The organism is Actinomadura sp. RB99, from assembly GCF_014706005.1.
Classification (GTDB): Bacteria; Actinomycetota; Actinomycetes; order Streptosporangiales; family Streptosporangiaceae; genus Spirillospora.
Genome location: NZ_JABMCA010000018.1, coordinates 133592 through 153569 on the forward strand (window position 1 = coordinate 133592; position 19978 = coordinate 153569).

A 19978-nucleotide genomic window follows, 5' to 3' on the forward strand; every position below is an offset into this window, starting at 1 on the left:
GCGTGTGGTCGGCGGGGGCGCTCACTCGTCCCGCAGCTCGCGGATGACGTCGCGGACGGCGGCGGCCAGCGCGCCGGCGTCGTCCACCAGCCCGGTGTCCGCGCAGAAGCCGAAGCACAGCTCGCGGTCGACGCCCAGGGCGGCGACCGCGAGCGGCGCGCCGGGCGCGAGCGGGACGACCGGGTACACGCCGGTCACCGGGACGCCGGTCAGCAGCATCCGCTCGCCGCTGGCCGGCAGGCTCGACACGATCCCCTGCAGGAACCGGCCGCCGTAGACGGCCCGCGCGAACCGCGCGTGCAGCGGCACCGGCATGAGCCGCCCCGCCCGCCGCATCACGAACCACGCGGCCAGCGCGCGGGTCCCGGACCGCAGCACGCGGCTGCGCCGGGCGATCTCCGCGAGCCGCTCGCGCTCCGGCATCGCGCCGATCGGCAGGTCCACCATGACGGCGGTGGTGTGGTTGCCCTCCATGCCCTGGCCGGGCGACCGCATCATCAGCGGCACCGCGACGCGGCACTCCCCCGCCGGCCTTCCCGGCGGGAACCGGACGGTCCGCTGGAGGGCGCCCGCGACCGCGCACATCACGACGTCCGAGACGCGGGTGCCGTGCCGCCGCGCGATCTCGCGGGGCTCGTCGAGCGGGATCCGCAGGGTGCCGAAGCGGCGCCCGGCCGTCCCGGCGGACGGCAGCCGCGCGGGCGGCGCGGCGCCGACCCCGCTGTCCACGGCGAGCTGCGCGAGGCCGAGGGCGCCGGCGAGCGCCTCGCGGACGCGGCGGCGCGGCGGCGCCGCCGGTTCGCGCCCGGTGGCCGGGCCGGGCGCGGCGGGCTCCATCAGCGAGACGGCCTGCGCGACGACGCCGACGCCGTCCGCGACGACGTGGTGCATCAGGAACACGAGCGTGGTGCGGCCGGGCGCGGCCCCGTTGACCAGGATCATCCGCCACAGCGGCCGGTCGCGGGGCAGCGGCTCGGCCTGGATCTCGGCGATCATCGCGCGGAGGCCGTCCATGCCGTCGACGTCGCGCTCGGCGACGTGCCACGACCAGTCGATGGCGGGGTGGTCGCGCCAGACCGGCCGCCGCCACCGTCCGCCGCCCGCGAGCCGCTGCCGGAACCGCGGGAGCCGGTCGAGCCGGTCGCCGATCAGCCGGACCAGGTCGAGCCGGCCGAGGGCGCGGCGGGAGGTGTCGAGCATGATGACGCCGCCCGCGTGCTGCGGCGCGGCGGCGCTCTCCACCGCGAGGAAGAACGCGTCCTGCGCCGGGACGCGCTCCTCCGCCGCGGGGCGGGCCGCCAGCCGGTCGGCGGTGACCACCGACAGCGCCACCAGCGGCACCGCCGCGACCGCGTCCAGCACGTAGTGGTTGGCCGTCGCGACGATGACGTAGGCGGTGACCGCGATGTGCGCGCCGTTCAGCGCGCGCGCCGGGCGCGGTGCCCTCGCCCGCGCGAGCTCCACGCCGGCCCATAACGCCCATGCCATGTGCAGGGACGGGACGGCCGCGAACCGGTCCGCGTGCTCGATCACCGGCGAGCCCCACGACCCCCAGGTCCGGCCGAGCCGGACGGTGTCGACGAAGCCGAGGCCGCCCAGGAACCGCGGCGGCATCACCGGGAACAGCGCGAAGCAGGCGATGGCGCCGACGTTCAGCGTCACGAACGCGTTGCGCGCCGTCCGGTACCGCCCGGGATGCCGCACGTACAGCCAGACCAGCACCGCGAGCGTGGCCGCGATGTAGGTGGTCGCGTACTCGTAGTCGGCCAGGACGCGCAGGACGGGCCGTCCGGCGAGCCAGCCGTTGAGGGCCCGCTCGACGTCGAGGTGCAGGGTCCGCTCCAGGGCGAGCACGCTCTGCCCGCGCAGGCGGGACGCGTGCTCCCTGGTCTGCTCCGGCAGCATCGCCACCAGGGAGTACAGCCCGAACAGCGCCAGCCCGAGCAGGATCTCGCCGCTCGCCCGCCCCCGCGTCGCGGCGCCGTCCCGGGCGAGGACCGCGTCCCGCGCGGTCACCGCATCCTGAGTCCCCATCGTCCCCCCGCCCGGCTGTTACCCAGCATTTCCGCCGGTCAGACGGCCATGACCGGAATAGATGATCATGTCCGGGATGTCGGCGCGATCCGGCCGGGAGGCAGGCGCGATCCGGCCGGGGGACCGGCGCGGCGAATCCGGGAACCATCTGGCACAGCGAGCCGTCTTCGATATATCGTTGTCGTATCGCGAAGGATCAAAGAGAGATCTCAGAAGGAAGGTGCAGAACATGGGAGCGGCACACGCGCACGGCGGACCCGACTGGCGCTGGGCGTTCGCAGCGGCGGCGCTCGGAGCGAAGGCCGCGCACGCGGCGTCCCGGCACGGCCCGCACGCGCACGGCCCCGGGCCCCGGGGCGAGTTCCCCGGCTTCGGCCCGATGTTCGGCGGCGGGCCCGGCCCCTGGGGGCCGCCCGGCGGGTTCGGGCCCGGCCGGGCGCCGTGGGCGCGCGGGCGCGGACCCTGGGGGCGGGGGCCCAAGGCGCGCAAGGGCAACGTCCGCGCGGCGATCCTCGTCCTGCTGGCCGAGGAGCCCCGCAACGGCTACCAGATCATCCAGGAGATCAACGAGCGCAGCGGCGGCGCCTGGAAGCCCAGCCCCGGCGCGGTCTATCCGGCGCTGCAGCAGCTCGCCGACGAGGGGCTCATCGCGGGCGAGGAGGGCGGCGGCCGCCGCACCTTCCACCTGACCGACGAGGGCCGCGCGTACGTCGAGGAGAACGCCGAGCGGCTCGCCGAGCCGTGGGCGGAGATGACGCCCGAGTTCGGCGAGGGCGTCCCCGAGCTGTTCAAGCAGGCCGCGCAGACGGGGGCCGCGGTCATGCAGATCGTCCACTCCGGCTCGCCGGACCAGGTCGCGCAGGCCCGGGACGTCCTGTCGGAGGCGCGCCGGAACCTGTACCGGATCCTGGCCGACGACGACCCCGCCGGCGACGACGCGGGCCCGACGGCCGCCGACGACGAGGAGTAGACCGGTGACGCGCCCGGACGACATCCGCATCGGCGACGCCGAGCGGGACGCCGTGATGGTCGCCCTGCACGACCACTTCGCGGCGGGGCGGCTCGACCGCGGTGAACTCGACGAGCGGCTGGACGCCGTGCTGGCCGCCAAGACGCACGGCGACCTGCGCGCGCTCGTCCGCGACCTGCCCGCGCCGAACGGCCTGCCCGAACCGGAACGGCCCGCGGCGACCTTCGGCGCGGTCCCCTGGGACCTCGGCCCCGCGCTCGCGTTCGGCGGCCCGGGGCGGCCCCTGAACCGCCACCACCGGCACATGGCGCACGCCCACCGGCATATGGCGCACTACCGGCACGGCCCGCGCTTCCCGGCGTTCCCGCTGATGATCGCCGTGTTCTTCGCGGTCGCGTTCACGGTGGGCGTCGGCACGGCGGCGCTGGCCGTGCTGCACGTCGCGCTGGTGATCTGGCTGGTGCGCGCGGTGATGCTGCTGGTCGGCGCCCGCCGGTCGCGCCGCCGCCTCAACCCCGGCGCCTGAGCCGGGGACGGACCGCCCGCTCCGGCGGGCGGGCAGGCCGGCCTGGGTGCGGTCCCCGCAGCCGGGCCGGCGCCATTCCGGCGCCAGGCGGCGGAGCGTTCCGGCGCCAGGCGGCGGGGCGTTCCGGCGCTAGGCGGCGGGGCGTTCGGGCGGGAGCGCGCAGCGGGACGGGACGGCCTCGCGGAGCGCACCGAGCGCGCGGGCGATCAGCGGGTTCGCGCGGCTGCCCCGCCGGACGCAGGTCAGCACCTGCCGCATCGGCACGGCGTCGCCGGACAGCGGGACGCGTACGACCGGCTGGTCGGCGGGCCCGTCCGCCAGTCGCGGGACCAGCGACACCCCGAGCCCGTTGCCGACCAGCGCCCAGATCACCGACCAGGTGGTGGCGTTGTGCGCGATCCGGGGCGTGAAGCCGGCGGCCGCGCAGTAGGCCATGACCTGCTGGTGGTGGGCGCAGCCCTCGGGCTGCACGCTGATCCACGCCTCGGCCGCCGCGTCCTCCAGCCGGACGCCGCGGCGGCCCGCGAGCGGGTGCCCGGCCGGGACGATCAGGTCGAGCGCCTCCGCCATGAGCGGTTCGCGGTCGAAGCGCGGATCGCCGGGCGGCGGCGCGTCCGCGGTGGGCTCGATGACCGCGACGTCGGTCTCGCCCGCCGCGAGCAGGCCCATGGCCACGTCGGTGTCGCACTCGCGGATCTCGATCGTCAGCGCCGGGTCGGCGCGCAGCAGCGCGCCGGCGGCCGGAGCGACCAGGCCGCCGACCGCCGTGGTGAACCCGCACATGCGCAGCGGCCCGGCGGCGCCCGCGCGGTGCGACTCCAGGTCGGCGAGCGCCTCCTCCCAGCGGGCGAGCATGGCGTCGGCGTGCTCGATGAGCAGGTGCGCGGCCGGGGTGAGCCGCACGCGGCGGCCCTGCGGTTCCAGCAGCGGGACCTTGAGCTCGCGCGCCAGTTCGCGCAGGTGGTGGGAGACGGCGGACGGGGTGAGGTGCAGCGCGTCCGCCGCCGCGGTGACCGTCCCGTACTGGTGGACGAGCCGGAGCATGTGCAGCCGCCGCAGGTCGATCATGCAATCATTTTGCACATACGATCGCGGAAATGTGAAATGGACGGCAACGTTCGGATCTGTGCAGACTGCCGTCATGACACAGCGAGGCAGGATCCTTTCCCGGCATCTCACCAGTGACGGCGTCGTCGTGTGGAGCCGCTGCTCCTGCGGACGGCTGCGGATGGACCTCGTCCCGGCGGCGGGCGGGGCCCGGCTGGGCGCCGGGCCGTGCCCGCACCGGGACGGCGGTCAGGCATCGAGCGTCAGCTCGTAGTGCAGGGTCTTGTAGTGCTTAACGCGGTGGAGGAGCGGAACGGCGAAGCCCTGCTGGAAGCGGTGCTTGCGCGCCAGCATCCGGCGGATGGGCTTCGCCTCCTCCTCGCTGAGGAGCCGGACGCGGCCGTGGACCGCGGGCCCCGTGACCTTGCCGCTGTAGGTGCTCGGCGCCACCTCGACCTCGGGGTTGCGGGCCATCCGCTTGGCCTTGTACGCCTTGTCGTAGGTGCGGAAGTAGGCGTGGTCGCCGCGGACGACGATGTTCACCGGCGTCCCGACCGGCGTGCCGTCCTTGCGGTAGGTGGTCAGCAGGACGGTGCGCTGGCGCGCCAGCCCGTCGAGCGTCTCGCGGATGTTCGTGGTGTCCATTGCGGGCCTCCCTTGTTCTCGCTCCTGCCCAGGAGACGTGAGGGAGACCCGCGGACGTGACATCAGGCCGGGCGGAGCTCCGCGGCCTCGGCGGCGAGGCCGCGGATCCGGTCCCAGTCCCCCGCGCGGACGGCGTCGGACGGGGTCAGCCAGGTGCCGCCGACGCAGCCGACGTTCGGCAGCGCGAGGTACTCGGCGGCGTTGCCGGGCCGGATCCCGCCCGTCGGGCAGAACGTGATCTGCGGCAGCGGCCCGCCGAGCGCCTTCAGGTAGGGGACGCCGCCCGCCGGCTCGGCGGGGAAGAACTTCATCGCGGTGACGCCCTCCTCCAGCAGCGCCATCGCCTCGGACGCGCTGGACACGCCCGGCAGGAACGGCAGGCCGGTGTCCGCCATCGCGGCGCGCAGCCGGGGCGTGCAGCCGGGGCTGACGAGGAACCGCGCCCCCGCCTTCAGCGACCGCTCGGCGTCCCGCGCGGTGACGACCGTGCCCGCGCCGACGACGGCGTCCGGCACCTCGGCGGCGATCCGCTCGATCGACTCGGCGGCGGCGGGCGTGCGCAGCGTCACCTCGATCGCGGGGAGGCCGCCCTCGACCAGGGCGCGGGCCAGCGGGACCGCGTGGTCGGCGTCGTCCAGGACGACGACCGGGACGACGGGCGCCAGCCCGAACAGCTCTTCGGTGTTCACACGTGCTCCAGGGTCTCCATGGCGGCCGGGGTCTGCGCCAGCCGGACGGCGGCGCCGACGAGGGCCGGGCCGGGGTGGACGATCAGCGAGGTCGGGATGGGGCGCAGGTAGTCCTCGACGGGCGGCTTCGCCTCGAAGCGGGCGCGGAAGTCGCTGCGGCGCAGCTCGTCGGCGATGCGCGGCAGGATGCCGCCGCCGAGGTGGACGCCGCCGCGGGCGCCGAGGGTCAGCGCGACGTTCCCGGCGAGCGAGCCGAGGAGCGCGCAGAACATCGCGACGGCCTCCGCGCACAGGGGGTCGCCGTCGTGCGCGCAGATCCGCGCCGGGTCCAGCGGCTCGACCTTCACACCGTCGAGTATCGCCAGGTAGCGGTGGATGCGCGCCAGGCCCGTCCCGGACAGCAGGGACTCGGCGCGGGCCGTGCCGTGCTCGGCGCGCAGCAGCCGCGCGACCGCCAGCTCCCGGTCGGTGGCGGCGGGGACGTCCACCTGGCCGCCCTCGCCGGGCAGCGGCACCCACCCGGCGGGCGTCGGGACGAGACCGGCGACGCCGAGCCCGGTCCCCGGGCCGAGCACCGCGAGCGGCGCGGGCCCGGCGGCGCGGTCGGCGGCGGGGCCGATCGGGACCAGGTCGTCCGGTCCCAGGCGGGGCAGCGCGAGGGCGAGCGCCTCGAAGTCGTTGAGGATCTCCAGGTGCGGGACGCCGAGGTGCTCGCGCACCCCCTCCGCGGTGCCCTTCGGCCAGCCCGCGTTGGTCAGGTGGTAGGTCCCGCCGGTGACGGGGCCCGCCACCGCCAGGCACGCGGCCGCCGGGCGGACGTCCGGGGCGTACCGGTCGAGATAGGCGGCCGCGGCCTCGGCCAGCCCCGCGTGGTCGCGGGTCGGCAGCGACTCCACCCGCTCCGGGGCGCCGTCCGGGCCGTCGACGAGGGCGAAGCGGGCGTTCGTCCCGCCGACGTCGGCGACCAGCCACACCGTCTCCGCTCCATTGCTCATGCGAACACCCCCGCGCCCAGCTCGGCCGCGCCGACGGACCGGCGGAACACGTCGAACAGCTCCCGGCCGGTGCCCGTCCACTCCTCGGCGGACGGCGCCGCGCCGCCGGGGATGCGGGCGTCGAACTCCTCGTCCGGGACGAGGACCTCCAGCAGCCCCTTGTCGGCGTCCAGCCGGACGACGTCGCCGTCGCGGACGCGGGCGAGCGGGCCGCCCGCCGCCGCCTCCGGCGACACGTGGATCGCGGCGGGCACCGCCCCCGAGGCGCCCGACATGCGTCCGTCCGTGACCAGCGCGACCCGGAACCCGCGGTCCTGGAGCACCGACAGCGGCGGGGTGAGGCGGTGCAGCTCCGGCATGCCGTTGGCGCGCGGGCCCTGGTGCCGGACGACCGCGACGACGTCCCGGTCCAGCTCGCCGGCGGCGAACGCCTCCTGCAGCGCCTCCTGCGACTCGAACACCCGGGCGGGCGCCTCGACCGTGCGGTGCTCCGGCCGCACCGCCGACACCTTGATCACGGCGCGGCCCAGGTTCCCGGACACGGTGTGCAGGCCGCCGTGGGTGTCGAACGGCTCGTCGGCGGGGCGCAGGACGTCCGGGTCGCCGGACTCGGCGGGCGCGTCCCGCCACACCACCTTGCCGCCTTCCAGGTGCGGCGTCCTGCGGTACGCGGCGAGGGTGGCGCCGCCGACCGTCCGCGCGTCCTCGTGCAGCAGCCCGGCGTCGATCAGCTCGCCGATGAGGAACGCCGTGCCGCCGGCCGCGTGGAAGTGGTTCACGTCGGCGGTCCCGTTCGGGTAGAGCCGGGTGAGCAGCGGCGTCACCTTCGACAGCTCGTCGAAGTCGTCCCAGGTCAGCTCGATGCCCGCGGCGGCGGCCATGGCGACCAGGTGCAGCGTGTGGTTGGTGGAGCCGCCGGTCGCGAGCAGCGCGACGATCGCGTTGGCGAACGCCCGCTCGTCCAGCAGCTCGCCGATCGGGGTGTACTCGTCCGCGAGGTCGGTGAGCTTCAGCACCCGGCGCCCGGCCGCCTCGGTCAGCCCGTCGCGCAGCGGGGTCCCCGGCGGGACGAAGCTGGCGCCCGGCAGGTGCAGGCCCATGACCTCCATGAGCAGCTGGTTGGAGTTGGCCGTCCCGTAGAAGGTGCAGGTGCCGGGCGAGTGGTAGGACGCGGCCTCCGCGGCGAGCAGCTCGTCCCGCCCGATCTCCCCCGCCGCGTACCGCTTGCGGACCTTCGCCTTCTGCGCGTTCGGCAGCCCGGACGCCATCGGCCCGGCCGGCACCAGGATCACCGGCAGGTGCCCGAACGACAGCGCCCCGATCACCAGGCCCGGGACGATCTTGTCGCAGACCCCGAGCAGCAGCGCGCCGTCGAACATGTCGTGCGACAGCGCCACCGCCGTCGCCATCGCCACCACGTCCCTACTGAACAGCGACAGCTCCATGCCCGCGCGGCCCTGCGTGATGCCGTCGCACATCGCCGGCACGCCGCCCGCGAACTGCGCGGTGCCGCCCGCCTGGCGGATCGCGGCCTTCAGGATGTCGGGGTAGTCCTTCAACGGCTGGTGCGCGGAGAGCATGTCGTTGTACGCCGACACGATCGCGATGTTCGGCGTGACGTTCCCGCGCAGCCACAGCTTGTCCTGGACGCCGCAGGCCGCGAACCCGTGCGCGAGGTTGGCGCACCCCATGCCGGTGCGCGCCGGGCCCTGCGTGCGGGCGGCGGCGATGCGGTCGAGGTAGGCGGTGCGCCGGGCGGCGCTCCGCTCGGCGATCCGCTGTGTGACACGTTCCAGGGCAGGGTGCAAGGCCATCGCGAGCTCCAGACCAGGGGGATCGGTAGATCGCCAAACTATCGAGACATAGGTCACGCATACAAGCCGACTTATGAACTTCAACTAACAAAAGTCCGTCAGTTCGGCTAACTGGACGTACGGAAGACGGCCGTGCTTGACTGACCGGATGCCGCGCCCCGTGTCCCGCCCGTGCACGACCGGCGACGTCCTGCGCCTCATCCGCGAGGACGGCGTCGCCACCCGCGCCGACCTGGGCCGCGTCACCGGCCTCTCCCGGCCCGCCGTCGCGTCCCGCGTCGCCGAGCTGATCGCCCGCGGCCTCGTCGTCGAGCGCGCCGACGGCCCGTCCACCGGCGGGCGGCCCCCGGCCCGCCTCGCCTTCAACGCCGCCGGCGGCGCCGTGCTCGTCGCCAACCTCGGCCAGTCCCGCGGCCAGCTCGCCGTCTGCGACCTCGCGGGCCGCGTCCTCGCCCGGTCCGACGCGCCGCCCGCCGACGTCACCGCGGGCAAGACGCTGCCGCGCCTCCTCGACCAGTGGAGCGAGCTGCTCGCCGATTCCGGCATCGACCCGGCGTCGATCCGGGGCGTGGGCCTCGGCGTCCCCGACGCCGTCGAGCACGTCGCCGGACGCTGGGACCGCGTCGAGGTCAGCCCGCCCGTCCTGGAGCGCTTCGGGGTCCCCGCCCACCTCGACAACGAGGTCAACACCGCCGCGCTCGGCGAGCACCAGGCCCACCCCGGCGTCCGGGACCTGCTGTTCGTCAAGGTGTCCACCGGCATCGGCGCGGGCGTCATCGCGGGCGGCGCCATCCAGCGCGGCGCGCTCGGCGCGGCCGGCGAGATCGGCCACGTCCCCGTCCCGGCCGCCGGCGACGCGCCGTGCCGCTGCGGCAACACCGGATGCGTCGAGGCCGTCGCGGGCGGCACCGCCCTGCTGGCCCGCTCGTCCGCCGCCGACCTGCCCGCCCTCGCCGCCATGGCCCGCGCCGGCGACCCCGCCACCGTCGCGCTGCTGCGCGAGGCCGGCCGCCGCATCGGCGAGGTCGTCGCCACCGCCGTGAACCTGCTCAACCCCGCCGTCGTCGTCCTCGGCGGCGACCTCGTCGGCGCCGACGAGCCCCTCATCGCGGGCCTGCGCGAGGTCGTCTACCAGCGCTCGACCGTCCTCGCGACGCGCAGCCTGCGGATCGAGCCGAGCCGCCTCGGCGAGAGCGCCGGCCTCACCGGCTGCGCCGCCATGGTCCTCGACAACATCCTCGCGCCCGAGGCCCTCGACGCCCTGTGACCCGCGCCCTCACCGGCCGGCGCCGTCAGCGCCCCGTGGGGGCGAGGTCGTCGGCGACGCGGCCGTCCGCGACGGTGAGCCGGCGGGTGGTGCGGACGGCCTGGAGCATCCGGCGGTCGTGCGTGACCAGCAGCAGCGTGCCCGGGTAGGACTCCAGCGCGGATTCGAGCTGCTCGATCGCCGGCAGGTCCAGGTGGTTGGTCGGCTCGTCCAGCACCAGCAGGTTGACGCCCTTGCCCTGGAGCAGGGCCAGCGCGGCCCGGGTCCGCTCGCCGGGCGACAGCGTGCCCGCCGGGCGCAGGACGTGGCCGGCGCGCAGCCCGAACTTGGCCAGCAGGGTCCGGGCGGGCTCCGGCTCCAGCCCGGACGCGGCGGCGAACGCGTCCAGCAGCGGCTCGTCCCCGAGGAACAGGCCGCGCGCCTGGTCGACCTCGCCGACGACCACGCCGGGGCCGATCGCCGCGTCGCCCTCGTCCGGGACGATCCGGCCGAGCAGCGCGCCCAGCAGCGTGCTCTTGCCCGCGCCGTTCGCCCCGGTGATCGCGACCCGGTCGGCCCAGCCGATCTCCAGGTCCACCGGGCCCAGTGTGAACGCGCCGCGCCGCACGACCGCGCCGCGCAGCGTCGCCACCACCGCCCCGGACCGGGGCGCGGCGGCGATCTCCATCCGCAGCTCCCACTCCTTGCGGGGCTCCTCGACCACGTCGAGGCGCTCGATGGCCCGCTCGGTCTGCCGCGCCTTCGCCGCCTGCTTCTCGCTCGCCTCCGACCGGAACTTGCGCCCGACCTTGTCGTTGTCGGTGGCCTTGCGGCGCGCGTTGCGGACGCCCTTGTCCATCCAGGACCGCTGCATCCGGCCGCGCTCCTGCAGCGCGGAGAGCTTCCCGGCGTACTCGTCGTACTCCGCCCGCGCGTGCCGCCGGGCGACCTCGCGTTCGGCCAGGTAGGCGTCGTATCCGCCGCCGTACAGGTTGATCTGCCGCTGGGCGAGGTCCAGTTCCAGGACGGACGTCACCGTCCGGGCGAGGAACTCGCGGTCATGGCTGACGACCACGGTCCCGGCGCGCAGGCCGGTGACGAAGCGCTCCAGCCGGTCCAGGCCGTCCAGGTCGAGGTCGTTGGTCGGCTCGTCCAGCAGGAACACGTCGTACCGGCTGAGCAGCAGCGACGCCAGCCCCGCGCGGGCGGCCTGCCCGCCCGACAGCGCGGTCATCGCCTGGTCGAGCCCCACCCCGAGGCCGAGGTCCGCCGCGACCTCCCCGGCCCGGTCCTCCAGGTCGGCGCCGCCGAGGGCGAGCCAGCGCTCCAGGGCCGCCGCGTAGGCGTCGTCGGCGCCCGCGCGGCCCTCCACGAGGCCCTCGGTCGCCGCGTCGAGGTCGGCCTGCGCCCGCGCCACCCCGGTCCGGCGCGCGAGGAACCCGGCGACGGTCTCGTCCGGCCGCCGCTCCGGCTCCTGCGGCAGGTACCCGACGGACGCCGACGCCGGGCTGAGCCGGACGGTGCCCGCCTCGGGCGTCCCGAGCCCGGCCAGCAGCCGCAGCAGCGTCGACTTACCCGCCCCGTTGCCGCCGACCAGCCCGACGACGTCGCCGGGCGCGACGACGAGATCGAGCCCGTCGAACAGGGCCCGGTCCCCGTGCCCGGCCGCGAGATCCTTGACGACGAGAGTGGCGCTCATAGACCCCCAACGCTATCCGCCCCGGGCACCCGGCCGGCCAGGCCCCGGCGGCCCGTCGCAGGGCGTGACGGCCCCGAATCGTTGATCGCCAGGAGTCATCCGGTCCGTCCCGGTCGTTGGGGTGGACATGAACCCGGTTTACCTGCAGACCGAAAGAGCATGGCCCCCCGATGGCACGACCGCCTCCCCCGCGCCGGCGGAGATCCGATCGTTCACGGAGAGTGACCGTCCCGAGCTGCTCGCCCTGTTCGCCCGCGCCCGCGAGGACTCCCCGTCCGCGTCCCTGTGGGGCCACGAGGAGTCCGAGGCGGACATCTACCTCACCCCCTACATGGACCTGGAGCCGGAGTCCCTCTTCGTCGCCGAGTCCGGGGGACGGCTCGTCGGCTGCCTCACCGGGTGCCCCGACTCGTCCCGCCTCCCCAGCGAGGAGGCGCGCATGCTGGAGGCCATCCGGACGCACCGCCTCATGCTGCGCCCCCGCCTCGCGGCCTTCTTCGCGCGCAGCACCGGGGACCTGCTGTGGGGCGCGGCCCACCGCCGCCCCAGGGCCGCGGCCTTCGAGGACCCCCGGTGGCCCGCGCACCTGCACATCAACCTCGTTCCCGAGGCGCGCGGCACCGGCGCCGCCGAAAACCTCATGACCGCCTGGTTCGACCGCCTCAGGTCCACCGGCTCTCCCGGCTGCCATCTGCAGACCCTGTGCGAGAACACCCGCGCGCTCGCGTTCTTCCGGCGCATGGGCTTCACCGAGCACGGCCCGGCCCGCCCCGTCCCCGGCCTCAGGTACCGCGGGCGGCGCCTCCACCAGCGGACGATGATCTGGACGCCCTGACGCCCTGACGCGGGCTCAGCCCACGATCACCAGCGGGCCGCGCACCGTCCCGCCGTCCTCCGACGTCCACTCCCCCGCGACGCACCCGGCCGCGCCCGCCGCATCGGCGTCCGGCCGCAGCAACCGGAGCACCCGCACGGCGGGCCTCCCCGGGAACCGGAGCTCGGTCCCGTCCGGTCCGTTCACGACGGCCGCCGGCCCGCCGGGGAACGGCTCTCCGCTGTAGCGGCTCTCGACCGTCTCGTTCCGCATGTCGGAAACACTCTGGTCCTGCGGCACCGCGCGGCCCTCGATCAGCGCGAGCAGCTGCGCCTGCAACACCGGGTCGTGGACCCCGTCGTAGATCCACCGCCGCCCCAGCACACCGTGCTCGGACGTCCCGATGAGGGCGTCCTCGGCGCCGTCGAGCGGCGCCCCCCGATAGGACATCGGCACGAGGTGGGCGTGCCCGCCCTCCCCGACGACCATGAACTCGATGCCGACCTCGCCGGCGGGGTCGTCGAGCCGGAACCCGCCGGCCTTCCGCAGCTCGCCCCCACTCCCCGCGTACCACGGCTGCTCCGGCAGCCAGCCCGCGAGAAGCTCCAGCTTCCCGGGCGTCATCGTGGTGTCGTAAACGACCGCCATGCCTCTCCCGCCGTCTCGCCCAGCGCCGATCGAGGCCACGCTACAGCGGCGCTGCTTCGGTACGGCCAGGGGAACCGCTGATCATCACTTGAACAACCCCGGAACCGCGCCCGGCATGCACCGGACCGGGCAGGGCAGATCATCAGCGGCTTTGTCGGATGATCAACCGCGAGTCCCTGCCATGGACCGCTCAATCATGAACCGGGGGTAGACCGGAGCGATGTCACGCCTCGCACTCGTGGCCCTGGCGGTCGCCGGCGTCCTGACCGCCGCGATCACCGGGCCGCTGCGCCCCTCGTCACAGCCCGTCCGCGCGGCGTCCTCGCCGCCGCCTCCGGCGGGCGCCAAGAACGGCGAGGCGTGGGCGTGGACGCAGCTGGTCAACCGCGCCTCGCACACGACCGAGCTCCGGTTCGCCACCACCGAGCAGCCCTCCGGCCAGTGCCCCACCGCGCAGTACAAGCAGGGCGGCCAGATCCGCACCGCGCCGATGCGGAAGGTCAGCGACCCCTACACCCCGGGCGGGCTCCAGCAGTTCCCCACCACGCTCTGCACGCTGCAGGTCCCCGACGGGGCGACCGGCGCGCTGATCGAGCCGAGCACCACCAGCGCGGCGACCGTCCACCCCGGCAACCTCCAACTCCCCCTGCCGGACTGGCCCGTCAGCGGCCGCCCCCGCCGGGTCGCCGTGATCGGCGACGCCGGCTGCGAGGTCGTCTCCCCGGTGTCCGGGGCCGCCGCGAACCAGGACTGCCTGAAAGCCTGGCCCCTGCACACCCTCGCGACGCACGCCGCCGCCCAGTCCCGGCCGGACCTCGTCGTCCATGTCGGCGACTACGTCTACCGCGAGCAGCCGCAGGCCGCGAACGACGCGTCCCCGGGCTGCGACACCCAGGGGCAGGCGGCCGACTGGGGCTGCCTCGTCAAGGACTTCCTGCGCCCCGCCGAACCCCTCCTCGGTGAGGCGCCGTTCGTCTTCGCGCGGGGCAACCACGAGGTCTGCACGCCGGGGAAGGTGGGGCGGGGCGCCGAATGGTTCCGCTACCTCGCCACCACCCCGCAGAAGGACAACGAGTGCTACACGCTGCCGCAGACCCAGGTCGAACCCGAACAGATCAACGCGGGAACGCTGCACTTCGTCCTGTTCGACTCGTCCGCGGCCGACGACGGGACCCAGCCGGACAAGACCCAGGCGGCCCTCTACGCGAAATGGTTCGACGAGGTGAACACCCTGGCCGCCAACCACCCGGCGCACGACTACTTCCTGATCACCCACAAACCGCTGTGGACGGTCAAGCAGGCCTCATCCACCGCCGTGACGTGGACGAACCCGACGCTCGCGAGCGGCCTCGCCCGGTCTGCGAAGAAGGCGCTGGCGCCCAACGTCCGCCTGGTGCTCTCCGGCCACCTGCACCTGTACCAGATGCTCGACTTTGCCAAGAGCACGCGTCCCCCGCAGCTGACCGTGGGCTCTTCGGGGACCACGCTCGACACCGCGCCGGACGACACCAAGGTGATGGGCAAGACCGTCGACGGCCAGACCGTCCAGAACTCGATCTCACACGACGTGCACGGCTACGCGCTGCTGACCGACAAGAAGGACCACTGGCACCTGGCCTTCCACGACAGCTCCGGAACGGCCTGGCCCCCGGACTGCACGCTGAGCAACGGCACCACCGAGGGCTTCACCTGCAAGTGACCGCCCGCCGCCTCAGCGACCGCCCCGCTCATCGAGGTTCAGCTCTCCGAGCTTGATGCGCGCCACCAACCCGCCGAAGTCCCGAGCACTGACCCGGAGCCGAGGCCCCTCCGGATCCTTGGAATCCCGCACGCCGACGAGGCCGCTCAGCCGGGCCAACTCGACGCATGCGTCGTCGTTGCCGCCGCCGCTATGAGAGCTCTTGCGCCACTTGGTCACTCGTAGGTCCTCATCGTCTGCTCGATCAGTTCCCTCGAAGCGTCCCTGGATAGGGCAAACGCCCCGATCTGCTCGAACCGTATCGCGATGGTGGCGACCTCGTCACCGGCCTCGATCAGGCGCCCGCCGATCTGCGCTCCCGCGTAGGCCAGCTCCCTCGATCGGATCTTATAGATCTGGAGGGGACCGTCATGCCCCGGATGCCATCCCACCGATCTGGCCACGACGCGGATCATGGTGCGCGGGTTCTCCCCCATTTTGAGAAGGTGACCAAGCTGGTCCCGCATCACCGCGTTGTCGCCGACGCGGGATTCGAGCACTTCTTGGTCGAGCAGCACCCAGAGATACGGCGGCTCCTTGCGGAGCAGGATCTCCTGACGCTTCATCCGCGCTCTGGTCTCCGCCTCAGCCTCGCGCATTCGGCCGGCGGCCCGCAGGAGCGAGAGAGCATAGTCCTCCGTCTGCGCCAGTAGCGGGATCGTCTTCCCGTGGTAGACACGGACAACGTCCGCGCTCTTTTCGTACTGGATGAACTGCTTGAACCAGTCCGGGTCATGCCCGGTACGGGCGTAGTACATCAGCCTCTGGAAGTGACCACCGGTATTCCATGCCTCATCGAGGAGCGTCATGTGGTCGTCATTAGGCCGATACCTACCGGCCTCCCAATTCGATACGGTCCCCCTCGTGGCCTTGACGATGCGCGCCACCTGCGCCAGCGACAGGTTCCGCTGGGTCCGGTGGAACCACAGGTCAAAGGCCAACCAAGCCCAGAGGGACGAGTTCGGATCGATCGTTTCGCGCACCGTCATCGAGACCCCTCCTGTTTTGCATGCTTTGCAATCCAGTGCAGGCTAACTCCCACGCCTTGATCCTGGGAGGCGAATCACGCAACGACCAGGACGGCGGCAATGAACGACCAAGTCCCGACGGTTCAAATCCCCAAATCAGGCGAAATCCGGATGACCCTACTTGCAGTGGGCTCTTCGGTCGCCCTCGCTCGCGAACTCGTCCGATACGCCCTCACCAACTGGGGCTACGGCAGATCTCTGATCGACGACTCGATCCTCGTCATGAGCGAGATCACGACGAACGCCGTCAACGCGGCGCCCGGCCACCACATCCGAATCCGCATCACCGCGCACGACGGCGCGCCCCTCCTTGAGTGCTGGGATCCGGCACCCGGGCTTCCGCTCCCCCGCGTCGCCGGCGCGGACGCCGTGAGCGGACGCGGCCTGGCGATCGTCGCCGCCTACGCCGAGGACACCGGCGTCCGCCCCTCCGCCACCGGCAAAGGCAAGATCATCTGGGCCCTCATGCCCGCCACGGACGCCTCTCCCCCGCCTTGACCCGCACGCCTCTCACCCGCCGCACGGCGCCGGGCGCCGCGCACACCCACGGCCTTACCTTCAAGAAAGGGGGCTATACCCCCACGCGCGAGGCCACAGAAGGGCCGCCTCAACGATCAAGCCCAGCCCAAGCCCGCTTTCGGCTCGAAGTTCGCCCACCGGACGTCCCTCTTGCCCGCTTCGCCCCCTGAAAGCAGCCCCTTGTCATGTTTGCTCTGCAATGCGAAGGTCTCAGCGCAGTGCCGTCGACAGGAGGGCGAGCGCCTCATGACGAGACCCTGGGAAGCGGACCATCGAGCGGATTTCCGGCGGAGGCTGGGCAAGACCGCCGCCGAAGTGGGCGACAGCCGCACCACGCAGGACTGCCCGGAGATCTGGGAACTGGACAACGGCGACATCGCCGTGATCGGCCGTGACGCCACGACCGCATATGCCGACCGGCTCCCGCCGGGCGTCAGCATGGGCGCCGACGAGCGCCTCGTGATCATCTCAGGACGCCTGCTCTCGGCCGCCAAGCCGGACATCCCAGACGCCTGACCCATCCGCGTACCGGGACCGATCGATCGCGATCGGATCACCTGAGCCGAACGCGACGGCGCGGGCCGAAATCTCGAATTTTCGCAGCCCCTTCTCGCGTCCGCTCGCGGTCCGATCCGATGACTTGTGGCGTGCCGCCCTTATGACCTTCCGCAAAGGGCGACACGCCACAGGCCGTCAAGGGGCGATACGAGAAGTGCCGCCACCTGACGGCGACGTCCGCCTCGCCGGCGGCGACAAGGTCGACCTCAGGCCAAATAGCCAAATCTACGCCTTACTGCACACAACAGCGCATCACTCACACAAAACGCATTTAAGTAGATTTAGCACTCGCTGATTTTAAGAGCACGAGCGAGAGGCTCTCACAATATAATTCACGCATGCCGCCCCCCAGCGTGAGCAAACACGCTCTCGGAAGCGAGTTCCCCTCAACTTTTGGCACGCTCCTCGCCATCCCCCTTGTCGCCGCTCCCGCATTCGGCTCAGCGCTCTTCTCCGCCGAACGCTCGCACCACGCCTACCTCTACAGCCTGGCTTGGGCAACGGCCTTCTTCGCCGTCGTCTCCGCTGGTGTTGCCGCCGTCCTCGTCCAAGGGCACGGCGTCAAGATCGCTCGTGAGGAGGCTCGGCGGATCGCGATCGCCGAACTGCTCAAGATGGCGATGGACGACCCGGCGCTGGACGAGGCGTGGGGTCCGGTTCCCGAAGGCGAGGACCGCAAGGTACGCCGGCAGCTCATGTACATCAACATGATCGTCTCCGAGTGGCAGATGTCCTACGAGACCAAGGCCCTCCCCGAGGTCCGTCTGCGCGCCATCTCCCGCGAGATGTTCAGCGGCCGTCCCGGACGCGCCTACTGGGAGGAGGCCCGCCAGGTGCGCCTGAGCACGTCCGGCAGCAAGCGGGCCCGCCGCTTCCACGAGATCCTCGACGAGGAGTACCGCCGGGCCCCCGCTCCGCCGCCCGAGTCTCCGCCCGCACGCCGCCGCCGCTGGGCGCTCCTCGCCGCCACGGCCGCCGGCACCCTCGCCGTGGCCCCCGTCCTCCGCCGCGCCCTGACCCGGCGCGGCGCACGCTGACATACCCGTCCGCCATGCCGTGGACAGCGCGCGCTTCCAGGAGCGGGCATGCGGCGGCCCCGGGCCGCGGAGTGGTCGCGCGGCGCCGGGGCCGTTGCTGTCGCCCGGTCAGCCTTCCGTGTGGGCTCGCTGGGCGGTGTTCCGCGTCCCGGGGATCAGGGACGCGTAGACGATGATGTTGTCGTCGTAGTGGCCGCGAGCGTGGTCGAACCTGCCGCCGCACGTGATGAGGCGCAGTTCCGGCCCGCCACCGCGCCCGTAGACGCCGTCGGTCGGGAACTTGTCCTTGTCGACGCGCTGGACGCGGTCGATGCGGAAGGCCGGGACGGTCCTGTCCTCGCGGACCACCTCGATCCGCTGCCCCGGACGGAGCGCGCCGAGCTTGTAGAAGACGCCCGGCTTGGTCTTGGAGTCGACATGGCCGACGAGGACGCTGCGGCCGTTCTCGCCCGGCGTCGGCCCGTCCTGGTACCAGCCGACCTGGTCGACCCGGCTGAGCGGCGGCACCTCCAGCTCCCCGTTCGGCTTGGTGGCGACCCGGATGACCGGGGCGTTCACCTTGATGACCGGGATCCTGACCCGTTCGGGCAGCGACGGCGAGAGCGCCTGCTCCGGGTTCGGCGCCGTGTCGTCGGGCGCCTTCTCCACCAGGTTCGACGAAGGCGGCTGCGGCGGCGCGTCGGGGCCGGTCAGCCGGAACCCGACGACGCACATGGCGGTCCCTGTCGCGATGAGGACGGCGGCCAGCCAATACCACGGGTGCATTGGCCGGCCGCTGCGCCTTGCTTTGCTCATCGGTTCAGGAGAGCCCCTGCGCCCGGCGGCGGAACGCCGCGATCCCGACGCCGCCGCCCAGCGCGATCACGCCGAGGCCGGCCCCGGCCAACAGCGGGCTGGACGCGGCGGAGGTGCCGCCGGCACCGGCCTCGACACCGCCGCGCGCCCCGCGGATCGGCTTGAGGAACGCGCCGGAGACCCACTTGCCGAGCTGGTTCGACGGCACGCTCTGGCGGAGCGTCTTCCAGCCGGCCTCGCTGCGCCTGCAGTCGGCGGTGATGTGCTGGCCGCGCCGCAGCGGAGGCGGCGACACGCTGTAGCCGGTGCCCGGGCCGGTGCGGACGTTCAGGGTGTTCGCGGTGACCTCGTAGCGGCAGCTCCTGCCGATGTGGCTGAGCAGGCGCAGGAACCGGCCGTCGACCCACTTGCCGGTCTGGTTCGACCGGAGCTGGTGCCAGCCGGCCTGGCTGCTGATGCAGTCGGCGCCGAGGTGCTTGCCGCGCCGCAGCGGAGGCGGCACCGTCTCCCACCGGGTGCCCGGGCCCGTGCGGACGTTCAGGCTGCTCGCGGTGACCTCGTACCGGCAGATCTTCGGCGCGGCGGCCAGCTGCGACGTGGCCGTCGCCGCCTCGGCGGCGCCGCCGGCCAGCAGCGTCAGGCCGCCCGCCGCACCGGCCACCGCGAGCGCCATTCCAGTGCGCGCGCTAGAGCTCATTCTTCCCCCAACAGTGATCTTGTTGATGCCGGAGGTGTCCGACATCATCATGATCAAGCTGCCCTCAGCTGATTAGGCACATGCCGTCCTGGCCGTAAACGTTGGGGATAGCGATCCGACCACTGATCGAATATCTCATCGTTCAATGACAAAGCGGCGCCCTTGATGGCCGGTCATGGACTCCATTACGGACAATAGGCCCATGCACCCAATGCACCGCGAATATTCCCCCGCTCTCGGAAATAGTCCGCGAGTCCCTCGTAATCCGACAACGCCGTCATGGACTCGCCTCCGGCGCGTCGGCGGCCGGCCGATGGAACGGACGGTCCGGCCGCCGACGGAGCGCGCGTACGCTCAGGCGGCCCTACCTTCTTGATCGGGTTGAGCGAGCCGTTCGTAGGGTTGGCTGGCCCAGGGGTGCCGGGTGTGGCTTTCATGCGGCTGCCGAAGGTGTGGTTCAGGACGCTTCGCCGCCCGGC

The 19978-nt window shown here is 73.3% G+C and carries 21 protein-coding genes; 9 read left to right on the forward strand and 12 right to left on the reverse strand.

Annotated elements, in window-relative coordinates:
* Positions 1-21: 21 nt before the first annotated feature.
* Entirely contained in the window at positions 22-2034 is a 2013-nt protein-coding gene (locus tag amrb99_RS18885) for a phosphatase PAP2 family protein (protein ID WP_190857519.1), read from the reverse strand.
* A gap of 229 nt (positions 2035-2263) precedes the next feature.
* Here amrb99_RS18885 and amrb99_RS18890 point away from each other — a divergent pair, with 229 nt between their 5' ends.
* Together amrb99_RS18890 and amrb99_RS18895 are read left to right on the forward strand one after the other, a co-directional pair.
* On the forward strand, positions 2264-3004 hold the full coding sequence (locus amrb99_RS18890) for a PadR family transcriptional regulator (RefSeq protein WP_190857521.1): 741 nt from the start codon (positions 2264-2266) through the stop codon (positions 3002-3004).
* 4 nt (positions 3005-3008) lie between these two features.
* The gene (locus tag amrb99_RS18895) at positions 3009-3530 is read left to right on the forward strand and encodes a DUF1707 domain-containing protein (RefSeq protein ID WP_190857523.1); all 522 of its coding nucleotides are present in this window, start codon (positions 3009-3011) and stop codon (positions 3528-3530) included.
* 129 nt (positions 3531-3659) lie between these two features.
* Here amrb99_RS18895 and amrb99_RS18900 read toward each other — a convergent pair whose 3' ends face one another.
* Positions 3660-4598, reverse strand: a complete 939-nt coding sequence (locus amrb99_RS18900) for a LysR family transcriptional regulator (protein ID WP_206700002.1) — start codon at positions 4596-4598, stop codon at positions 3660-3662.
* 73 nt (positions 4599-4671) lie between these two features.
* Between amrb99_RS18900 and amrb99_RS18905 the strand changes: the two genes are divergently transcribed.
* Positions 4672-4851: a hypothetical protein gene (locus amrb99_RS18905; protein ID WP_190857596.1), complete on the forward strand. Its 180-nt coding sequence runs from the start codon at positions 4672-4674 to the stop codon at positions 4849-4851.
* Here the strand turns inward: amrb99_RS18905 and amrb99_RS18910 are convergent.
* The 4 genes from amrb99_RS18910 to edd all read right to left on the reverse strand — a co-directional run bounded on the left by amrb99_RS18910 (position 4827) and on the right by edd (position 8720).
* Entirely contained in the window at positions 4827-5222 is a 396-nt protein-coding gene (locus amrb99_RS18910; RefSeq protein ID WP_190857525.1) for a PPOX class F420-dependent oxidoreductase, read from the reverse strand. The genes amrb99_RS18905 and amrb99_RS18910 overlap by 25 nt on opposite strands.
* Before the next feature lie 62 nt (positions 5223-5284).
* Positions 5285-5911 (reverse strand): bifunctional 4-hydroxy-2-oxoglutarate aldolase/2-dehydro-3-deoxy-phosphogluconate aldolase, encoded by a 627-nt coding sequence (eda, locus tag amrb99_RS18915; RefSeq protein WP_190857528.1) that lies wholly within the window; start codon positions 5909-5911, stop codon positions 5285-5287.
* Positions 5908-6906, reverse strand: coding sequence for a glucokinase (glk, locus tag amrb99_RS18920; protein WP_190857531.1), 999 nt, complete (start codon positions 6904-6906; stop codon positions 5908-5910). Before glk ends, eda begins: the two co-directional genes overlap by 4 nt.
* Positions 6903-8720, reverse strand: coding sequence for a phosphogluconate dehydratase (edd, locus tag amrb99_RS18925; protein ID WP_190857533.1), 1818 nt, complete (start codon positions 8718-8720; stop codon positions 6903-6905). The genes glk and edd overlap by 4 nt, the downstream gene beginning before the upstream one ends.
* Positions 8721-8868: 148 nt before the next feature.
* On the opposite strand from edd, the gene amrb99_RS18930 reads away from it, so the two are divergent.
* Positions 8869-9987, forward strand: a complete 1119-nt coding sequence (locus tag amrb99_RS18930) for an ROK family transcriptional regulator (RefSeq protein WP_190857535.1) — start codon at positions 8869-8871, stop codon at positions 9985-9987.
* Between the two features lie 25 nt (positions 9988-10012).
* On the opposite strand, the gene amrb99_RS18935 is transcribed toward amrb99_RS18930, so the two are convergent.
* Positions 10013-11665, reverse strand: a complete 1653-nt coding sequence (locus amrb99_RS18935; protein WP_190857537.1) for an ABC-F family ATP-binding cassette domain-containing protein — start codon at positions 11663-11665, stop codon at positions 10013-10015.
* 127 nt (positions 11666-11792) lie between these two features.
* Here amrb99_RS18935 and amrb99_RS18940 point away from each other — a divergent pair, with 127 nt between their 5' ends.
* Positions 11793-12500 carry a GNAT family N-acetyltransferase gene (locus amrb99_RS18940; RefSeq protein WP_190857539.1) on the forward strand — a complete coding sequence of 236 codons (708 nt, stop codon included), beginning with the start codon at positions 11793-11795 and terminating at the stop codon, positions 12498-12500.
* 15 nt (positions 12501-12515) lie between these two features.
* Here amrb99_RS18940 and amrb99_RS18945 read toward each other — a convergent pair whose 3' ends face one another.
* Positions 12516-13127, reverse strand: coding sequence for a 1,4-alpha-glucan branching protein (locus tag amrb99_RS18945; protein ID WP_190857542.1), 612 nt, complete (start codon positions 13125-13127; stop codon positions 12516-12518).
* 220 nt (positions 13128-13347) lie between these two features.
* Between amrb99_RS18945 and amrb99_RS18950 the strand changes: the two genes are divergently transcribed.
* Positions 13348-14826 (forward strand): metallophosphoesterase, encoded by a 1479-nt coding sequence (locus amrb99_RS18950; RefSeq protein WP_190857544.1) that lies wholly within the window; start codon positions 13348-13350, stop codon positions 14824-14826.
* Positions 14827-14838: 12 nt separating this feature from the next.
* On the opposite strand, the gene amrb99_RS18955 is transcribed toward amrb99_RS18950, so the two are convergent.
* Both amrb99_RS18955 and amrb99_RS18960 read right to left on the reverse strand, forming a co-directional pair.
* Complete coding sequence (locus amrb99_RS18955) at positions 14839-15045, reverse strand: DUF397 domain-containing protein (RefSeq protein WP_190857546.1); 207 nt, start codon at positions 15043-15045, stop codon at positions 14839-14841.
* Positions 15042-15854 carry a helix-turn-helix transcriptional regulator gene (locus tag amrb99_RS18960; RefSeq protein ID WP_190857549.1) on the reverse strand — a complete coding sequence of 271 codons (813 nt, stop codon included), beginning with the start codon at positions 15852-15854 and terminating at the stop codon, positions 15042-15044. Before amrb99_RS18960 ends, amrb99_RS18955 begins: the two co-directional genes overlap by 4 nt.
* Positions 15855-15953: 99 nt before the next feature.
* On the opposite strand from amrb99_RS18960, the gene amrb99_RS18965 reads away from it, so the two are divergent.
* The 3 genes from amrb99_RS18965 to amrb99_RS18975 all read left to right on the forward strand — a co-directional run bounded on the left by amrb99_RS18965 (position 15954) and on the right by amrb99_RS18975 (position 18007).
* Positions 15954-16391, forward strand: coding sequence for an ATP-binding protein (locus amrb99_RS18965; RefSeq protein WP_190857551.1), 438 nt, complete (start codon positions 15954-15956; stop codon positions 16389-16391).
* Between the two features lie 267 nt (positions 16392-16658).
* Entirely contained in the window at positions 16659-16928 is a 270-nt protein-coding gene (locus amrb99_RS18970) for a hypothetical protein (RefSeq protein WP_190857553.1), read from the forward strand.
* Positions 16929-17308: 380 nt separating this feature from the next.
* Positions 17309-18007, forward strand: coding sequence for a DUF6082 family protein (locus amrb99_RS18975; protein WP_190857555.1), 699 nt, complete (start codon positions 17309-17311; stop codon positions 18005-18007).
* A 108-nt stretch (positions 18008-18115) separates the two neighbouring features.
* Here the strand turns inward: amrb99_RS18975 and amrb99_RS18980 are convergent, their stop codons facing one another.
* A complete protein-coding gene (locus amrb99_RS18980; protein ID WP_190857558.1) occupies positions 18116-18802 on the reverse strand; it encodes a class F sortase in 687 nt (228 codons plus the stop codon).
* Positions 18803-18806: 4 nt separating this feature from the next.
* The gene (locus tag amrb99_RS18985) at positions 18807-19499 is read right to left on the reverse strand and encodes a hypothetical protein (protein ID WP_190857560.1); all 693 of its coding nucleotides are present in this window, start codon (positions 19497-19499) and stop codon (positions 18807-18809) included.
* Positions 19500-19978 lie beyond the last annotated feature (479 nt).